General features: G+C 67.0%; 28 protein-coding genes and 1 pseudogene. 1 reads left to right on the top strand and 28 read right to left on the bottom strand.

Annotation, left to right across the window (positions count from 1 at the left end):
• Positions 1-234 precede the first annotated feature (234 nt).
• From E1294_RS45330 to E1294_RS45300, 7 genes are all read right to left on the bottom strand, one after another.
• Complete coding sequence (locus tag E1294_RS45330; RefSeq protein WP_132517891.1) at positions 235-936, bottom strand: GntR family transcriptional regulator; 702 nt, start codon at positions 934-936, stop codon at positions 235-237.
• Positions 937-1,103: 167 nt separating this feature from the next.
• Positions 1,104-1,574, bottom strand: coding sequence for an RING finger protein (locus E1294_RS45325; protein ID WP_132517889.1), 471 nt, complete (start codon positions 1,572-1,574; stop codon positions 1,104-1,106).
• A 27-nt stretch (positions 1,575-1,601) separates the two neighbouring features.
• Positions 1,602-1,904 carry a hypothetical protein gene (locus tag E1294_RS45320; RefSeq protein WP_132517887.1) on the bottom strand — a complete coding sequence of 101 codons (303 nt, stop codon included), beginning with the start codon at positions 1,902-1,904 and terminating at the stop codon, positions 1,602-1,604.
• Positions 1,897-2,169, bottom strand: a complete 273-nt coding sequence (locus tag E1294_RS45315) for a hypothetical protein (RefSeq protein ID WP_132517885.1) — start codon at positions 2,167-2,169, stop codon at positions 1,897-1,899. Before E1294_RS45315 ends, E1294_RS45320 begins: the two co-directional genes overlap by 8 nt.
• 187 nt (positions 2,170-2,356) lie before the next feature.
• Positions 2,357-2,563 (bottom strand): hypothetical protein, encoded by a 207-nt coding sequence (locus tag E1294_RS45310; RefSeq protein WP_132517883.1) that lies wholly within the window; start codon positions 2,561-2,563, stop codon positions 2,357-2,359.
• A gap of 35 nt (positions 2,564-2,598) precedes the next feature.
• A complete protein-coding gene (locus E1294_RS45305) occupies positions 2,599-2,811 on the bottom strand; it encodes a hypothetical protein (RefSeq protein WP_132517881.1) in 213 nt (70 codons plus the stop codon).
• A gap of 12 nt (positions 2,812-2,823) precedes the next feature.
• Entirely contained in the window at positions 2,824-3,204 is a 381-nt protein-coding gene (locus E1294_RS45300) for a hypothetical protein (RefSeq protein WP_132517879.1), read from the bottom strand.
• A gap of 376 nt (positions 3,205-3,580) precedes the next feature.
• Here E1294_RS45300 and E1294_RS45295 point away from each other — a divergent pair, with 376 nt between their 5' ends.
• Positions 3,581-4,300, top strand: coding sequence for a hypothetical protein (locus tag E1294_RS45295; RefSeq protein ID WP_132517877.1), 720 nt, complete (start codon positions 3,581-3,583; stop codon positions 4,298-4,300).
• Between the two features lie 74 nt (positions 4,301-4,374).
• On the opposite strand, the gene E1294_RS45290 is transcribed toward E1294_RS45295, so the two are convergent.
• The 21 genes and pseudogenes from E1294_RS45290 to E1294_RS53635 all read right to left on the bottom strand — a co-directional run.
• On the bottom strand, positions 4,375-4,653 hold the full coding sequence (locus tag E1294_RS45290; protein WP_132517875.1) for an HU family DNA-binding protein: 279 nt from the start codon (positions 4,651-4,653) through the stop codon (positions 4,375-4,377).
• 80 nt (positions 4,654-4,733) lie between these two features.
• On the bottom strand, positions 4,734-5,267 hold the full coding sequence (locus E1294_RS45285; RefSeq protein WP_132517873.1) for a DUF6349 family protein: 534 nt from the start codon (positions 5,265-5,267) through the stop codon (positions 4,734-4,736).
• Between the two features lie 271 nt (positions 5,268-5,538).
• A complete protein-coding gene (locus E1294_RS45280; protein ID WP_165977849.1) occupies positions 5,539-5,931 on the bottom strand; it encodes a hypothetical protein in 393 nt (130 codons plus the stop codon).
• Positions 5,932-5,954: 23 nt separating this feature from the next.
• On the bottom strand, positions 5,955-6,233 hold the full coding sequence (locus E1294_RS45275; RefSeq protein WP_132517869.1) for a hypothetical protein: 279 nt from the start codon (positions 6,231-6,233) through the stop codon (positions 5,955-5,957).
• Positions 6,230-7,012, bottom strand: coding sequence for a hypothetical protein (locus E1294_RS45270; protein ID WP_132517867.1), 783 nt, complete (start codon positions 7,010-7,012; stop codon positions 6,230-6,232). The genes E1294_RS45275 and E1294_RS45270 overlap by 4 nt, the downstream gene beginning before the upstream one ends.
• 2 nt (positions 7,013-7,014) lie before the next feature.
• Positions 7,015-7,392 (bottom strand): hypothetical protein, encoded by a 378-nt coding sequence (locus E1294_RS45265; protein ID WP_132517865.1) that lies wholly within the window; start codon positions 7,390-7,392, stop codon positions 7,015-7,017.
• On the bottom strand, positions 7,389-7,718 hold the full coding sequence (locus E1294_RS45260) for a hypothetical protein (protein ID WP_132517863.1): 330 nt from the start codon (positions 7,716-7,718) through the stop codon (positions 7,389-7,391). Before E1294_RS45260 ends, E1294_RS45265 begins: the two co-directional genes overlap by 4 nt.
• Positions 7,719-7,810: 92 nt before the next feature.
• Positions 7,811-8,245 carry a hypothetical protein gene (locus tag E1294_RS45255; RefSeq protein ID WP_132517861.1) on the bottom strand — a complete coding sequence of 145 codons (435 nt, stop codon included), beginning with the start codon at positions 8,243-8,245 and terminating at the stop codon, positions 7,811-7,813.
• 50 nt (positions 8,246-8,295) lie between these two features.
• Entirely contained in the window at positions 8,296-9,288 is a 993-nt protein-coding gene (locus tag E1294_RS56680; RefSeq protein WP_132517859.1) for a DNA cytosine methyltransferase, read from the bottom strand.
• 583 nt (positions 9,289-9,871) lie between these two features.
• Positions 9,872-10,138 (bottom strand): annotated as a pseudogene (locus tag E1294_RS58540) (DNA cytosine methyltransferase); the annotation flags it as partial.
• 38 nt (positions 10,139-10,176) lie between these two features.
• A complete protein-coding gene (locus E1294_RS53640) occupies positions 10,177-10,494 on the bottom strand; it encodes a hypothetical protein (protein ID WP_165977846.1) in 318 nt (105 codons plus the stop codon).
• 140 nt (positions 10,495-10,634) lie between these two features.
• Positions 10,635-12,299: a DUF3560 domain-containing protein gene (locus tag E1294_RS45240; protein ID WP_132517857.1), complete on the bottom strand. Its 1,665-nt coding sequence runs from the start codon at positions 12,297-12,299 to the stop codon at positions 10,635-10,637.
• Positions 12,300-12,371: 72 nt separating this feature from the next.
• Positions 12,372-12,653, bottom strand: coding sequence for a hypothetical protein (locus E1294_RS45235; protein WP_132517855.1), 282 nt, complete (start codon positions 12,651-12,653; stop codon positions 12,372-12,374).
• Positions 12,646-13,299, bottom strand: coding sequence for a hypothetical protein (locus E1294_RS45230; RefSeq protein ID WP_132517853.1), 654 nt, complete (start codon positions 13,297-13,299; stop codon positions 12,646-12,648). Before E1294_RS45230 ends, E1294_RS45235 begins: the two co-directional genes overlap by 8 nt.
• A gap of 84 nt (positions 13,300-13,383) precedes the next feature.
• Positions 13,384-13,818 (bottom strand): hypothetical protein, encoded by a 435-nt coding sequence (locus E1294_RS45225; RefSeq protein ID WP_132517851.1) that lies wholly within the window; start codon positions 13,816-13,818, stop codon positions 13,384-13,386.
• Positions 13,815-14,042 (bottom strand): hypothetical protein, encoded by a 228-nt coding sequence (locus tag E1294_RS45220; RefSeq protein ID WP_132517849.1) that lies wholly within the window; start codon positions 14,040-14,042, stop codon positions 13,815-13,817. Before E1294_RS45220 ends, E1294_RS45225 begins: the two co-directional genes overlap by 4 nt.
• The gene (locus E1294_RS45215; protein ID WP_132517847.1) at positions 14,039-14,236 is read right to left on the bottom strand and encodes a hypothetical protein; all 198 of its coding nucleotides are present in this window, start codon (positions 14,234-14,236) and stop codon (positions 14,039-14,041) included. Before E1294_RS45215 ends, E1294_RS45220 begins: the two co-directional genes overlap by 4 nt.
• A gap of 133 nt (positions 14,237-14,369) precedes the next feature.
• Complete coding sequence (locus E1294_RS45210; protein ID WP_132517845.1) at positions 14,370-14,654, bottom strand: hypothetical protein; 285 nt, start codon at positions 14,652-14,654, stop codon at positions 14,370-14,372.
• A 165-nt stretch (positions 14,655-14,819) separates the two neighbouring features.
• On the bottom strand, positions 14,820-15,317 hold the full coding sequence (locus E1294_RS45205) for a hypothetical protein (RefSeq protein ID WP_132517843.1): 498 nt from the start codon (positions 15,315-15,317) through the stop codon (positions 14,820-14,822).
• Positions 15,318-15,454: 137 nt separating this feature from the next.
• On the bottom strand, positions 15,455-15,949 hold the full coding sequence (locus E1294_RS45200; RefSeq protein ID WP_132517841.1) for a hypothetical protein: 495 nt from the start codon (positions 15,947-15,949) through the stop codon (positions 15,455-15,457).
• Between the two features lie 86 nt (positions 15,950-16,035).
• On the bottom strand, positions 16,036-16,475 hold a 440-nt coding region (locus tag E1294_RS53635), incomplete at its 5' end, for a hypothetical protein (protein ID WP_165977845.1).

Here is a 16,475-nt window from a genome sequence, read left to right as displayed (position 1 = left end):
GATCTTGTTCTCTTCACACAGACATGATCATGGGCGGCTGCTCTCATGAGCGCCGAAAGCCATCACAAGATCGCATCGACTCCACGCATCAGCCCAGCTCACACAGCGAAATGCGGCTGCCGTACTAGCCGTGCTCGCCTTGGTCAGCGTCGTCGCGACAGCCGCGCTCGGCGGCGCCCGACGACTCGCACATGTCGCCTACCAGCGCGGGTACCGCCAAGCCAACCGGCAGTCCTAGCTACGCGGCTTGACGAACGTGCCCTTCGGCGCAACCGTTTCGACGAGATCCCGCTCCCGCAACAGCGCAAGAGCCGCCCGCACCACCTTGCGAGCCACGCCGAACTTCTCAGCGAGCGACGACTCTCCCGGCAGGGACTCCCCTGGGAGGTAGCGGCCTGCACGGATTTGGGAGGTGATCTCCTCGGCGATCGTCTGGCCCTTCGTAGGTTCCCGCCGCACGGGGATACCCTGCGGCCCGACGAATCTGCCGAGCCGGCCTCGTGAGTGGATCAGCCCTTCCTCACGCAACTCACGCAGCGCCGCCCGGATCGCTGGCGACGACAGGTTGTACGTGGCCATCAGCTCCGGCTCCTTGGGAAGCTGGTCACCCTCCTTCAGCCGCCCCTCCGCGATGCCGTCGCGAATGTCCTTCAGCATGCGGGCGGTGGAGGACATGGGGGGCTGCTGCTGTCCGGGCCTGGCGACGAAGCTTCCGCTGCCGTGGACGGTGACGATCAGTCCCTGCTGCCGCAGACGGTCTAGGCCCGAGCGGACGGCCGCACGGCCAACGCCGTACTCCGCTTGAAGCTCGGGCTCGGCTGGAAGCTGGTCTCCGTGCTTGAGCCGGCCCGCCTCGATGTCGGCCAGCACGCCGGCGGCGACTCGCTCGCCGGGGGTCGGGTTCTGGACTTCTGGGCCGTCTAGGGATGCAGTCACGCGACCACGGTACCCGCCGCCCCGACAACTCGTACACCTATCGGGACCGCGATGCCCGGCGAGGCTGTGAAGTGGCCGCGCCGTACGAAGACGACGAAGGCCCTGAGCCCCGGAGGGGGTTCAGGGCCTTCGCGTGTGAGAAACGGCCAACGGCCGTGATGAGCAGGCTAGCCGATCGTCCTCGCGTTCGGTCGGCGCCGGGACATGACGGGGGCCTCGTCCACCTCGATGGTGAACACGGCCAGATAGCCGCCGTCGCTCTCGTCTACGAGCACCGCCGTGTAGTCGAGGCCGCACGGCTGGCACCGCACCGCGAACTCCAGCAACGGGTCCGCCTTCAGGTGCGCCCAGCGCGAGCAGCACGGCATCTCCGACCACACCGTTCCGCCGCGGGCCAGCGCGGTGTACCGCCGTACGATGACGCCCTCGACGAGTTCCCGGCTCGCCATGGTATGTGTGGGACCGAACACGGTCGCCCTAGGCCGCTCCTCGGGCATCCTCTTGAGGACGATGTCGTACCCGTAGCCGAAGATCACATCTTCCATCTGGCCAACGAGCTGCTCGGCGTGCTCAGGCTCAAGCGCAAGCTGCCCGGGGTCGGTCAGCAGCTCGATCAGCTTGGCTCGGTACAGCCTCACTGCTGCTCCGGCTGGTAGGCGGTCTCGTCACGAATCGGCGACTTCCACGCGTCCACGTCGATCGTGTCCAGCTCGAAGAGGATGACGGACAGCTTCTGCTCCCATTCCTGGACGCGGGCCCGCTGGGAGTTCGGGGACGGGATAAGCGGACGGGCCGCTCAGTTGGCCGCGCAGCATGTCGAGGGCGGTCGCGACGCGGGAACGGCAGGTCTTGATCTCCGTGCCGGCGTGGGTCATTGCGGTCCACGGGCGGCGCCGCTGGTGGAAGGCGCTCTGGTCCTCGTCGGGCTGCTGCTGCTCGGGCAGCAGGTTGCGGGTCTTGTCAGGCATGGGTGTCTCCCTGCAGATACGTGATGAGGCGGTTGGCCCATTCCTTCGGGATCTGGGCGCGGGATTCGGCTAGTAGTCGGGTCTGATCCACCCGAGTCGGCGCGATCTGCTCCGACAGGAACACGGACCGCTCGCGGATCTCCATCAGCCGGTCCAGGGCCGGGTCCCACCGGCCACCCTCGACCGTCGTGAGGAAACGCCCCAGCGTCTCGACTAGGACGGCCAGGTGCTTGGCGGCTGTCGCCTGGCGGTTCGCTGTGCTCATCGGCAGCAGTCGCTTTCCTCACAGCCGTACCGCTCGCATCGCTGGTGCTGGCAGTCGTGGCCGTGGAGGCAGGTGGGCGGGTCGGCTACGGCGGTCGGGGCCGGTGCCGGTTCCCGGGGCTGGGCCGCGGCCTCTTGCGGCGCCTCGGACGGTTCGGCGGCCACGGGAGTGGGTGCGTCGGCCGGAGCTACGTTCGCGCGCAGACGCAGCATCGCGTGCCCGACCGCGCCCACCGGGCCCCGGTGCTGGCCGCCTGCCCGGATGTACCCCTCGGCGGCGGCCCGCATGAAGTCGTAGCGCAGTTGCCGTTGGCGTCGACGAACTCCTCGTCGGGCTTGTCGGGCATGTACGCGGCCATCTTCTCGACGATGGTGTCGGCCGTGAGCTCGTTCACGGCTTCCTGGTAGTGCATAGGCAGTCGGGGATTCATCATGTTTCTTCCTGGGTGAGGGCCGCGGCCAGGGAGCGCTTCAGCTTCTCGGCCTGGTCGAGGGTCATTTCGGTGAGGCTGCCGTCGAGGGTCCGGCCGCCGGGCAGCGGATCGATGTAAATCGTGTCGCCGTCGTCGTGTCGTGATACAGCGACGGGGCTTCCTGCGACGGTGTACTCGTAGGGGTCGCCGTGGAACGCTTGCATGCGCATGTCCGTTTCCTGTCAGCGGATGTCGCCGCCTGATAGGCGGATCTGCTTCTCCTCTTCAGTGGTGAGGAGGTGGGCGGGCAGCGTTGCGACGTCTTCTTGGGCGGCGCGGTAAATGCGGTGCCAGCCGTCGATGGTGAGGTAGCCAGCGAAGGGGTCGTCGGGCTTCTTGGGGTCGTGCACGGCGACGACCAGGACCGGCTTGTTGAGGTCCACGGTGGCGGCGTGAGCTTGGTTGATGACGATCAGGGGCAGCCACCTGGTTGCGTCCGCGACTCCGATGGTGGCGTTGGGTTCGCGGCCTTCGACGAGGGCGAGGGCCGCGATGATGTCCCAGCGGTAGGCCAGCATGCTGAAGATTTCGCGGCATGGCTGGTCTGTGGCGGTGTTACTCATTTCGTCCTTTCGATTGCGGTTCCGCTGGCGTTTTCTGCTGTGTGCCTGTGCGGTGCTGTGGTGGTCGGAGGGGACTTTCAGGCTCTCTTGATGCTAGCGGACTAGCGGATGCCTTTATACCTATAGGAGACAGGGCTGAGCCTTTGCAAATCGGACAAATTGGACATGGTGGATTGCGTTAGTGGGACGGCGGCACAATACGCTGGGGCACAGCAACCAGCCCGCCCCGCCGCCACCACTGGAGCGCGTACCCATGCCTCGCAAGCAGCCCGATCCACAGTCGGTCTCATTCGTCGAGCCCGGCAGTTCGCCAGCGGCAGCGCAGGCAGGACACGCTGAGAGACGACTCCGCGTCCGCGAAGTTCAGTGGACCAACTTGCACAGCACGACCGCACGCCTCGACCAGGACACGGACGACCGCCTTACTGCCGCCGTCGACCACACTGGCAAGGGCGTCCAAGACATCTGGGAAGCGGCGATCAACTTTCTTGCCGACCAGCACGGAATCCGCAAGGAGATGCCCGCTGGTGCCGACCTGACGTTGCCGCGCCCCATTGAAAATCGCACTTTCGACGAAGACACCGTGAAGGCGACAGTGCGCCTCACAAGGAACACGAGGGCACGGCTCGCCGCCGCGGCGTCGCGGCTCGGCCTGGGTGGCAGTGAAGCCGTCGTCGAGGCGCTCAACGCCTGGTTCGATCAACAGAGCGTGCCGGGCGAGCACACCGCCCCGGAACGTCCACCCACAAGGCACTTCACCAAAGTGCTGATCAAAGACGCGACGAGCGAGCGACTGGGACGCGAGTCGAAGCGCCTCAAGAGAACCGCCCAAAGCGTGGTGGAGGAATCGATCAACAGATACGCCTCTCGACATGGGGTGCCAGAGACGATGCCTGCTGATTCCCCTGTGGCTCTGCCGAGAACGGGAAGGGCAAACGCACACGGCGGGACGACCTCCGCGACTGCGAGGCTCACGACGAACACGAGGGCTCGCTTGGTATCGGTGTGTGCGCAGCAGTCTCGGACGGCCAGCGAAGTGATCGATGAGGCGCTCAGCGACTGCCTTGATCATCTGGAGACGTTGCCTCCGGCCTGAGCCGACAGTGTCTCGGATACGACGAGGGGCACGGGTCGTGATCGACGCGCGCCCCTCGCCACTCCCTGTTCGATCTACGGTGCCAGCTCTGCCACAGCGGCCTTGAAGCCGGTGCCGGCATCGAACTTCGGACGGAACTTGGCCTCGGCCCGAACCGTCTCTTCCGTGGACGGCACGCGCACGTCACGCGCCGCCGACAGGATCGGCTTGAACGTGCCGAACCCCTTGAACTGCACTTCGTTCCCAGCCGCCACCTCCGCCTTGATGTAGTCGAGCAGGGCGTTCAGGGTCGTGGTCGGCATGCTCAGAGCCGCAGCAACGTCGGCCTTCGTCCTCTTCGTCTTCTGCGTCATGTTGGTTCTCCCGTTCCTTCCATGCGTAAAGGATCAGCGTAGCCCATTTCGCCATAGGTACCGCTGGCAAAAGATGATGCTTAATCGAGTAGTGACGGCTGGTACGCCGTCGCCTGTCTCGCTCGCTTCGTCTTCGACGGCCATTCGTAAGGCGACGCCATGTCATAGCCGCCGCCCGGCGCCGCACAAGGGCGATGCATCCTGTCCTGGCCTCGAACTGTGATGATCGGCCCGCCCGACTGGAACCAGCCGGACGGGTAGACACGCGACACCTCTCCCAACCAGTCCGGGCGAGGCTTCCGCACCACGGCAGGCAGCGTCCGCCAGCCAGGAAAGGCGTGATCGTGGGCATCCTCGATCGCCGAGTTGATCGCTGCCCGGTCAGGGCCTTCCCAGTCGCAGCCGAGACACGCGCCGCGCTTGATGGATCGGCCTTCGGGGCCGTCGAGACGGCGGAACAACACGGTCACCTGGCAGCCTTCGGTTTCCTCGACGGCACCGTACCCTCCACCGAGATGGCCAGGCTGGTTGATCAGGATGCACCACACGCCCGCGGGCCTACCCGCCTTCTGCCACAAGCGGTGCCGGGCCGCCGCACCGCGAACCTCAGTCATACGCCCTCCCGGTCTCGGTAGTACATGACCGTCTGGTGCGTCACGCCGAACCGCTCGGCCAGTTCCGCCAGCGTTACCCCGCTGGCCAGCGCCAGCCTGGTCTGGGCCACACGCTCATCGGTGACGGGGTCTCGAGGTCGCCCGCCCTTGCTGGGATCGGGTGGTCCTGCGGCGGGCCGGCCCGCGCGCTTCCACCGGTCGGCGCAGGCTCTACACCAGCCGCGCTTCCTCACCTGGACAGCGCGTTCGCGGCAGCACGAGCACACCCCGCTCACGGGGACTCGTCCGTACACGCGAGTCGCCACCACCAAACTCCCTGTTCGGCCCTGTAGCCGCGAGCGTTGACGGTGCGATGCTCCGAGACGGCCAGGCCCTCCCGCGTCATGCGCTCCAGCGTGCACCTCAGCACGTTGTCGCGATTAAGCAGGACCCTGGACAGCTCTCCGTCGGTGAACCAAGAGTCGGGGTAGCGGCGCAGGTGCTCCAGCACGAGCGGCATCCACAGCGCGTAGTAGTCGGCCCTGCGAGGGCCTTCCAGGTGGGACCGGTATCGCTCAACCGTCCGGTCCGTGACACCGAGCCTCTTCGCGATCGACGAGACCGGTTCCTTTGCCGCCCACAACTCCCGAAATGTTTCGAACTTCGCCTTCTTAGCCTTCCGCATTTTCGGCAGCTCACCCGCCAGTGTCACGGCCGGACCTCCTCGATCATCGCGGCGGCCTTCACGTGCGCCTCCTTCCACGTCAGGCCCTCGGCCTCGACGAGCGCGCCGATCAGCTTGTGCCACTCGATCGCTGCCGTGTGGGCCGCCCAGACGGTCAGCTGGATCACGTTGAGCGGCATGACGAGCGACCAGAACCAGGTTTCGCCTTCCGCGCGGGCGGCGAGGTGGCCGAGAAAGGAGTGGCGGCACACGGTGAGCGAGCGCCCGCACGGCGGGCAGATCTTACTGTCGAGATAAGTCATGATCTTCTCCCTAGAACAGAACCTCCTGCCGAACGGATAGGTCGGGCTTGCGTTGTACGGGCCGCACGCTGCGGCCCGGCCCAGCCGTGGTCAGCAGGTAGGAGGAATCGGTGATGTCGCCGACCGGCGTATCGAGGTCGAAAAGCCGCTGGTCGGACCGCTCGACGACCCGCCGCCACGCGAGCACGTCGAGTAGGTTCTTGTCGGGCGCGTACCGCATGTAGGTGCCGTCCACGCTGTCGCAGCCGGTCCGGGCGGCGTAACCAGTACCGTCGCAGGCTGTTCACCCGACCCATGTGAACGAGCCGGCCGTGATCGGCCGCGGCCTGGGCGAACGCGGCGGCGACCGGCGACAGCTTGAACGGGGTGGTCCCGGCGATGAACAGGCAGTCGAACTCGTCGTACAGCTCGACCGGGTCGCGGTCCACGTCGGCGTAGTCCTGCAAGGCGAACCCGGCCGGAAAGCCGAGGTCGCGGATGCGGCGCAGCATGTCGCGCGACCGGGCCCACGTGCGTGGGTGGTGGCCAGGCACATCGGGGGCGACCGCGAACAGACACCATTCGCGCAGGTGGCGGAGCTTGCGCAGCATGGCTAGGTAGGCGTCATCGCCGGGGTAGGTCCCGGCGAACGCGCCGTTGTCGATGCAGAACTGCCAGCCCTCTTCGATCACGTTGCCCTGGGCTGGGCTGGTGATCGCGCCGAGCCGGCCCGCGCGGATGTGCGCGCGGATCGACTCGGTCGAGGGCGGCGTCATGTGAAGCGGCGCCCACATGATCATTCCTAGACGGGAGCCGGTTCAGCCCGGCCCGCCCGATCGAGGATGTGCTGGGCAGCTGCGGACGGGTACTCGAAACACCAGCAGCGATCCGGGTCGTCGTCGTTCACTCGGCCGCCGCACTCTTCGTGCTTGCCGTCGCTTTCCCGCACCTGCTGCCGCCATGTGTCAGCGGCGTCCTCCAGCCAGTTCGCGAGCGGCTCGGCCAGGCCGGAGTCCACGAGCATCATCCAGCGGGCGTCGGCGAAGCACTGGTAGGCGATGGCCACCGCACCCTTCGGCCCATCCAGGTGATTGCCGCTGGCCTTCCACGGAACCGGGCTCGTGCCGGCGGCGACCTCTCGCAGGATCTTCGCCGCTGCCTGCATCTTCTCTCTGCTCATGACGCCGCCCCGATCAGGGCAGCGGCGGCCAGCTCGACCGCGACCGCCTTGGCCTGGCCGCGCGTCAGCTTCAGGGGCAGCCGCCTGCGGGGCCGCTTCGTGCTGAGCACGTACACGGTGTTGGTGGCGGCGCGGTAGCGGGAGGTGCCGCCGTTCAGTCGACCGAACTTCAAGGCCGTGTTCAGCTCGTGCACCACGGCGCACGCGTTGGGCGCGTGGAAGCGCCACTTGTCCAGCCCGGGTACGGGGATGGTGCCGTTGTCTCCGACGAGCCAGATGCGGCCATCGTGGTCGTGGTCGTGCTCGTAGGAGTTGACGGTGCTCACTGGTCTTTCTCTCCTTGCTGGGATGGGATGCCCGCCCCAGGCCGGGGCGGGCATGATCGTATGCGGTACCGCTGGCGTAATGTGATCCTTGGCTAGGACTTCCGGGCGACCAGGAGCCATGACGGCGCGGCAGACTCGGGAATGCCCAGCGCGTCGAGTGCGGCCCTCAGCGCCGCAGTGCAGTCGTCCTCGCACTCGACGAACTCTCGGAGGTCCATACGCTCAGCCGCGTTCCGGTCAGACGCGATGGTGCGGTGCGTGGCCAGTATCCATCCCTCACGGTGCTCGCTGCCGTACCAAACCAGGTGAACGCCCCACAGGTCTTCAGCCAGGTCGCCGTCTTCGCCGTCACGGATCGGGCGTTCGCCCTTGAGCGTGACGAGGTGGGCTGCGGCCTGTTCGCCGAAGTAGAGCTCGTCGGGGTCGGACGGGTTGAACCAGTCCACGGCCGGGTGGCCGTGGCGAGTGGGGAACTTCCAGCCGAGGGGTTCGGCGGGTCCGCCGAGGTCGTATCCGAAGACGACCATTCCGGTGCGTTCATGGTGGACTCTTCTTTCTGCCAGCGGTATTACTGGCGTTAGGCGACGAGGGTGTAGTCGTGGGCGAACCGGTCGAACTCCGTACCGACGATCGCTTCGATGACGGCGCAGGCGAGGATCTCTGCCATGGGCGGCGGCACGGCGTTCCCGATGAGCCGGACCTTGTGCCGCTGGCTGTTGGCGACGAACTTGTAGTCGTCGGGGAAGCTCTGCGCCCTGCGCAGCTCGTGCAGTTTAAGCATCCGGAACAGGATCGGCGACACGTCGATCATGTCCGGGGTGATCTCGCCACTGGTGGCGATCAACGCCCACCGGTCGCGGGTCGGCAGGGTGCCCACCGGTTCGCTTGTCGGCGTGGTTCCGCCGTTGCCGTAGTAGGCCATGAGAAGGGATCTCAACCCGTCCGGCACGCTGACCAGCGACTGGTGCCCCGTGGACGTGATGGTCCGCGCGGGCTCTCCCGCGCTGGTGCAGTGTTCCTTCCCATCACCCCTGCTGCCGTTGTTGCGCATCAGAAACGCGGGCGGCGCCCAGTCGGGGTGCACGCCGAGCCCGTGGTAGAAGCCGCTCGCGGTGACGCAGTGCGCGGGGTCCTCGAACGCGGGCCTCGACTTCAGGGCGTCGCCGCCGCCGCGCATCGGGAACACGAGCGGCTCCATGTCCGGCTTGGACACGAGCGCGTGGTTGGAGCCGTCCGCGACCAGCGTTGCCGTGGGGTCCGTGGACGGGTCGAACGGCCGCACTCGGTCGGATCGGAACAGGCTGAGGAACGAGTCCGGAGGGAAAGCAACGGCGTCTTCCAGGCGGGTCGTGCTGGTCCGCTTGGGGTCGCTGGCTGGCCGCGCCATCTTGCCTTCGCGGCCTTCGCATGGGACGACGAGGGCCTGCGACTCCCGCGTGGTCAACGTCCGCGCCGGGTCGATCACGCTCGTTGGGTCGTCGTTCCAGGTGCCGCCCGCGGGCGACAGGAACGGCGTGATCCAGTGCTTCATCACACCAGCGCGGACGCGGTCGAGCGTCTTCGGTGCCATGCCCTCTGGCTTGGCCTTCGTCTTCTTGCGGCTGCCGATAGGCGTGCCGAGGTCGGTCCAGTCGATCGTTGCCGCCGCGCAGCGCGGGAGGCTTCACCTCTTGGTTGCCGCACGAGGGCTGCGGACACACGTACAGGTATTGGCCGTGCTTGCCGTAGGCACCCATGTCCTGCCCGGGTGTCTTCCACGCCTGCCGGGCCTGGATCCACCCCTGGTGCTTGAGGCACCAGGCGAAGGGGTCGAACCACTTGGGGTAGTTCGGGACGCGGCCCACCGACTCGTGGACGGCCGACACCATCAGTCGGTCTCGCGACTGCGGAGTGAGCTGGGTGGTACGTCCTTGGGCGTGCATGGCGTTGAGCGCGTGCACCTGGATGATGTAGCCGAGCTTCCGCAGCTCCCTGATCCAGCGGTCCCAGTGAACCCACAAGCATGCTTGGATCACGTTTTCCACGCCGAAGCCGAGCACCGGCCGCCCATAGCGTTCCTGGCAGTACCGCAGGTACGTGACGACCTTCTCCATCAGCGCCCGGCTGCGGACCCCGGCTTTCTCGTCCTCGGTCATGTCGTCGAGGTCCCACAACGCCATTTGGTTCTCTTTGTCGAACCACCGCTTGTCGCCACGGGCTGTGGAGAAGCGAGGGCAGGCGGGCGAGGCCCAGAAGAACGTGGAGTACGGGAACTTCTCCACCGCGTCCGGCTTCTGTACGTCGCCGAGCCAGAACTGCACGTCGGGGTGGTTCTCCATGTACGTCCACTGGGCAGGCTCGAAGTGGTTCGCGCCGAAGATCAGCTCTGTGCCGGGGACGCGCTTGATGCCGTCGCCGGAGCCTCCTACTCCTGCGAACATCTCGGCGACGGTGACGGTGTCGATGCCCTTGTGCCGGATCAGCGTGCCCCCGATGCCTCCGACGTGGACCGCTCGAAGGCCGTGGCGGCGCGGGTCTGTGCGACGGCCTTGGCCAGCTCGCCGAGCGCGCTGGTTGGGATCTGCGCCGGCGCGGGGGCCGGGATGTAGACGGTCTCTCCGGTGGCGGAGGTCATCGCCATGAAGTAGACAGGGGGTGCCCAGTACGCCCTCCAGCGCCATTCGGCGACGGGGTTCTCGATGACGTGCGGCTTGTGGGGCATCTTCACCGCGTCGATTGCCTCGACGATGGCCATCGCGGTGTGGTTCGCCGTCTCGCGGGCTGGCAAGGGCAGCATGGGCGGCAAACCTTCCCAGCTCAGTAGTGAGCCGAACATGGTTTCTCCGTAGGTAGTAAAGGGAAATGGCCCTGCCTCGGGCGAGGCAGGGCCGTACGATTGACCAGCGGCGCAAGCCCGACAGCGTCGGGCTCTCGCTGCTACTCCTCGGGCGCGGGGATGACCACGAGGACGGTGCGGACGTCCGTGCCGGAGATGGCGAACGCGTTGTCGGGCAGCGGCGTGATGTGACCGCCGCGCTTCCACACCAGGTCGCTGAACGCGAGGGTGTGCTTGTTCTGGCGGTGGGTCACGCCAGAACTCATCACCGCGACCAGCAGTCCGTCCGGCTTCAGGAACCGCAGCGCGTGCGTGACGTGCTGCTTGTCTTGGCCCTTGGAGAAGGGCGGATTCATCAGCACCCGATCGAACTTCGTCGGGTACTGGTCGGGCGTCACCTCTAGGAAGTCGCCCGTCGTCAGTCCGACGATCCCCGCCACGTCGAGGTCGAGCAGGTTCTGCGACAGCACCGGGTACCGTTCGACGCAGTGAACTTCACAGCCCTCGGCCGCGGCTGCCTTGGCCAGCGCGCCGTTCCCCGCAGAGGGCTCCAGCACGAGCATGCCCGACTCCAGCTCGGCCGCATCCAGCACCCGTTCGACCACGGCGGGCGGCGAGAAGAACGCGTCTGAGTCGCGCGGCACCTCCAGGATGGACGCCGCGATCTTCGCCGTGAGCTCGTCCACGTCCACCTTGGCAACCTGGATCTTGCGCGGCGCGGGCGTCGGGCTTGGGTGCGGAGCTGTCACGGGGCCAGCGGACGGAGGCTCGGTTACCGGGACGCTCATGTCCTCGTGCGGGCATTCCACTGACAGGATCTTGGAGAACTCGACCTTGTCCGGCCACGAGTATTCGGACTGCACGGCGATGGTCTTCTTGTTGACCTTCAGCACCGGCCGCTTCCGTCCGCGCACCCAGTACTCGACCAGGTCACCGACGTGTACGTTGTCCGGCCCCCACTCGATCCAGCCCGCGGCCTTCGCGGCCTCGAGTTGTGCCCGGTCGTACTCCAGTTGCTTTTCGAGCTGGGCGCGGCGGGCGAGCAGCCGTTCGCGGTGGTCCCCGGACGCGGGCTCGTGCTTGTCGATGAAAAGTGGGTTGCCGTGGTGGTCGAGGTGGCGGCGGGTGTAGCCAGCCAGGTCCCGGTCTATCCGCTTGATCTCGTTGATGGCACTGTCGATCCTGCGTTTCGTCACGCTGGGCTTCGCCGAGTAGCGCATGTTCGCCCCGACCGCCGAGGCGCGGCCCGCGATCTCCTGCGCTGCCTTGTCCTCCCGGACGGACTTGCTCATCGCGGCGTGCATCCGCTTCTGGTCGACCTCGTACCTCCGCTGGGAGTGGTGGCCAAGGATCTTGGGCTGGCCACCCGCGAACCGCTCGCTGATCTGGTCTGCCCGGTCATGCGCGGCTGCCGCAGCGCTGGCGTGCCGGTTAGCCTTGGTTTCCAGCGCATCGCGGCGGTCTTCGAGCCGTTCGGCCTTGTCTTCCAGGACCTTGGCGCGGTCGCGCGGGGTGTCGTCGATCTCGACCTCGACCTCGAAGCCGGCCGCGCGCAGCGCCTTCGCCGCAGCGTTGATAGCCCACCGGTCGGCGACCTGGTCACGCGAGTGCCGTAGCCCGATGCACGGCAGCCCTTGCCTGGCCATCGACGGGAAGTAGCGGAAGTTGCCGTTCTCCCACTTTCTGACGATCTCGAAGACGCCGTCACCCTTGGAAGTGCCGTGGATGAGCGTGCCGTCCTCATGGGTGTGCCTGATCGTGATCAATGCGCTCCTTTCCGAGCATGGGTAAGTGAGGGGCGGCGGTGACCGCCGCCCCTGTGATGGCGTGCGCTTGGGCTAAGGGCGCTGGAAGGTGTAGCCGGGCGGCAGGGACACCGTCCGGCCGCAGTCGGAGCACGCGAATCCCTCGCACTCGGCGTCGTCCTCGCCGACAGAGGCGCTGATCACGTGCTCCTCGGCGATGTAGACGGGGATCTCGCCTCCGTCTGCGGTGGTCGCCACGATCGAGTCGCCGCCGCAGCCGCTGTAGGGGCAGGCCAGGCTCATGCGGAGAAGCAAGGTCGGCAGATCGGGGCGGCTGGACATCGTGTCCGGGTGCGCTGTGCGTGTGTCACTCATCGCCCTCGGCCCCGTCTTCGTCGCCTGCGCCACCGTCCTCGCAGAAGCCGATGTCGTCCTTGAGCACCTGGTCGAGGAGTTCGAGCACCTCGTCACGGGTCGGCGCCGTACCGCGCACCGGCTCATAGACGAGGCAGGAGTCGGGGCAGCGCAGGCCGGGGTGGGTGCCGCAGTGGTTGCACGGCCGGTTCTTCGGCGTGGTGTCGCGGACGTCGAACACCCGCTCGCTGGTGAAGCCGTTCCACGCGCCAGCGTCGATCTCCTCGGTCTCGCCGGTCTCGGGGTTGTCGAACTCTTCGACCTTGTTGCCTCCGCGTCGGCGGGCGATGACCCGCATCGGCTCGGCGGTCTTCACGACCGCGCGGTCCTCCTTCGCCCAGAAGAATGCCGAGTGAACGCGGGTGGCGGCCGGGTTCTGGGCGAGCATGGCGAGCGCGTTGCGCAGCGTGCGGTGCCCCTGCACCCGGGCCGCGTACTCCCGGAACGCGTCGATCAGGTCCGGCCGCTCGGACAGCGCCCGGGCGGCCGTGACGACGGCGTCATTGGCGATCTGCTTGTCCTGGTACTTACGGGCGCGCCACGCCTGCTTGTCCTCCTCGCTCCAGCGGGCGCGGGGGCGAGTGCGGCGGCGTTTGGTGGTCGTCACGACTGAATAACCTTCCTTCGAATGCGGTACCGCTGGCGATTTGAGATGCTTGTGGTACCGCGTGGTTGTGGTGGTGGTAGGGGGTTAGTCGAAGAGGATGACCGGCTGAAGCTCTGCATCCCGGCAGGGTTGTGCGGATGTGGCGTACGGGGTGAAGGTCTCCCCGTCCGCGTAGGCGACGACGAGTTTGACCGGGCAAGCCCGGCTCGTCTGCGCGGTCGGCGTTTCGACGTACATGTCGGCGACGGTCCCGTACCTAGGGCCGACCTTCACCGGGTCACCGATGCGGAACATCGACATCTGCTCGCCGTGACCGCGCACGTGGGTGGTGATCGCGCGCCGGTCGAGGTGGCGCCACTCGGGCGATCCGGGCTTGCGGATGAGCGCCCTTGTCGGCGCGGAGCCGTTGAACTCGACGCGGATCATCCAGTCGGCGCGGGTCATGACGAGCGCCTGGCCGTCCTGCGTGACCTGCCAGTGCGCGATGTAGGCGCGGGCCTTTAACGTGTGCGGGTTCATCCCCGCTCCTTCCTGCTGATCTTCACGGCGGGCTGTGGTTCCCAGCCGTGCGAGCCCTTCCAGCGCGACACATACAGCACGCCGAACCACCGGGCTCCAGGCTGGTCCAGGACGAGCTCCCACGACGCGCCGTACGCAGCGTCGGGCACCTTGACGGTGAACCCGGCCCCCTCCAAGCGGTTGATGATCTGACTGGCCACACGGTTGGGCTGGAACGTGGTCATGTGATGCTCCCGTCGAGCAGGTTGGGCGTGTAGCCGGGGATCAGCTCGGCGTCCTCGTCGCACAACCGGTATCGGTGCCCGTCGATGACTACTGCGGCGGCCACGAACGGGACGTTGCATCCGGCCGCCATGCACGGCCCATCTTCGTCCGCGCGCAGCCGATCCCAGGCGATGCCCTCGGCCAGCCCGGTCACAGGCCCGGGTCTGCGTCGGAGATCCCGTCGTCGAACCATTCGCTCGGGTCCTGCATGAGCACGCAATCGGGCTCGCAGTCCTGATTCGCGGTGGCGCCGCACTTGGGGCACGGCTCGCTGGTGGAGTACAGGTTCACAGGACTCCGGCCTCTTCGAGCCGGGCGTAGGAGGAGTTCCGGTCGTCGGTGAACCACTGCCGGGGCGCGGCCTTACGGCAGAACTTGCACCTGTAGCGGGGCGGCATGGCGACCGGGGTTTCCTTCACGACCATCACGATGCCGTGCAGGCAGATCCCCATCTCGTCGCAGGCGGCGTACAGGGCGTCCCCCGCGGCGTCCATGGCGGCCTGTTCCAGGTCGGCGTCCATTCTGGCGGTCGCGATGGCTTCGGCTTCGGCGCCGAAGTCGTCGTCGAACATGTCGGTCTCGCTCTCTTCGATGTGCTGGGATCGGTGCGTTAAGGTGGGAGGACCAACCGCCCGACTTCGTGCGTTTGGTTGGTTTTTTCGTCCGCGTTGTGGTGGCGCGGGGGTTTGATGCGGTGGCCGGACCTGTCTTCAGGTCCGGCCACTGGCGTTACGGGGTCAGCCGGCGTTGACGGATACGGAGTAGTCGTTGATCCGCTCGACCCATACGCCGGTCGGCAGCGCGGCCTCGGGGAACTCGATGCCGTCGGCGTTGATCCCGCCGTACGGGAACGTGTAGGTCCACTCGACGCCAGGCCAGATGATGACCCACTGCCTCTCGGGGTCGTCCCACTCCGGCAGTAGTTGCGGGCCGTGCTGCGAGTCGGGGTTGATGCCAAGCTGTGCGCAGGCGGCCACGCGGACCTGCTGGGCCGTCTCCAGCGTCACGACTTGTGCCTGTATCAGCCGCATCGTCTCCTGCAGCGTCGCGTTCGGGTCGAGCGTCACGGCCGTGACCGCTTCTTCGGCCCGTCTCGGTTCCCAGCCCTGCGTGCGCAGCAGTTCGAGGAGTGCCGCGCGGAGGTGGCCGAACACGCCGGGATCGCGTGCGACGACCTGAGCGGTACATCCGTTCGCGGCGTGAAGGAGCCGGACGAGCTGCTCGCCGACCTGCACGGGTGTGGCGCTGTTCTAGGTGGTATCGATGATGGTCGGCGTGGTGGTGGCCATCGGGGGTCGCCTCTCTCTGTCAACAGGAACGCCCCGCCCGATCACAGGCAGGGCGGCGCTTGCGTTACCGCTGGCAAAAGCTGCTACTTTGGCATGGTGACGGCGAGGTGGTCGAGCAGGGCCTTGATCTGGTCGTCGCCGAGCGAGTCGAACGCCTTCTCACCCTGCCGCTGAGTCGCCTCGCCGGTGTAGCCCTTGATGAATCCGAGCGCGTTGGCCATGACCTGCCGGTGCGCGAAGGCGACTTCCGAGTAGCGGAGCATGCGGTCGGGGTTGACCCGCAGGGCCGGGTCGGTGTCGTGCGGCCAGATGCGCTGGGCCGCCAGCTCGGTGATGAAGCTTCCGACTCGGGTTCGGGCGGTGGCGGTGCCGTTGCTCTCGGCCTTGGCGTACAGGCTGCCGGAGAACAGGTTCTCGTCAGCGGTCAGAACTGCGGTGTGGGCCAGCATTTCCCAGTCCCACAGCGTGCCGTACTGGTCCTTATCGAGCTTCTGGAACGCCGCGCCGATCATGTCGGCGATGTCCTCGCGCACCACGTGGAATGGGATCAGCGAGTGATGGCCGATGAGCAAATCCACGGTGGCCAGCCAGGCGACGGCGTCGATGACGTCCTGGTCGGTGGTGCCGTGGGCCTCCTTCGCGTGCGTGGCGATCTCGTCGTGAGTCAGGTCGCCATCGAGCGGGTGGCGCTGACGTCTCGCTTCATGGCGATCATGCCGGTCTCCGTGGTGGTTGTGGGAGTGGTTGCGGTACCGCTGGCATTGTCAGGGAGCTGCTTGGTGGTGCGCTCGACCATGGCGGACAGCAACTGGGTGGCGTCCTTGCTGGTGAGCTGGTCGAAGGTGAGGCCGTCCCAGAAGTTGCCGTAGTGGTCGGCGAAGTGGGCGGCGACGTAGTTGGTGGCGAAGGTGCGCCATACCCAGAGCATTTCGTGGAGGACCGCGTCCCACCGCAGGTGGTGAGTGGTGGCGCCGTGGAGGTGAGCCGTGAAGCTGTAGGCGATGGCGTCTATGGCGTTGGTGACGGTGCCGCCCTTTGCGGAGAGGGCCCAGGAGGCGATGTCGGCGGGGAGGGGGATGCCGCCGACCGGGATCGGCTCATAGG

Source organism: Nonomuraea diastatica (genome assembly GCF_004349015.1).
GTDB classification, from domain to species: domain Bacteria; phylum Actinomycetota; class Actinomycetes; order Streptosporangiales; family Streptosporangiaceae; genus Nonomuraea; species Nonomuraea diastatica.
This window is presented reverse-complemented; position numbering and strand designations above follow the sequence as displayed.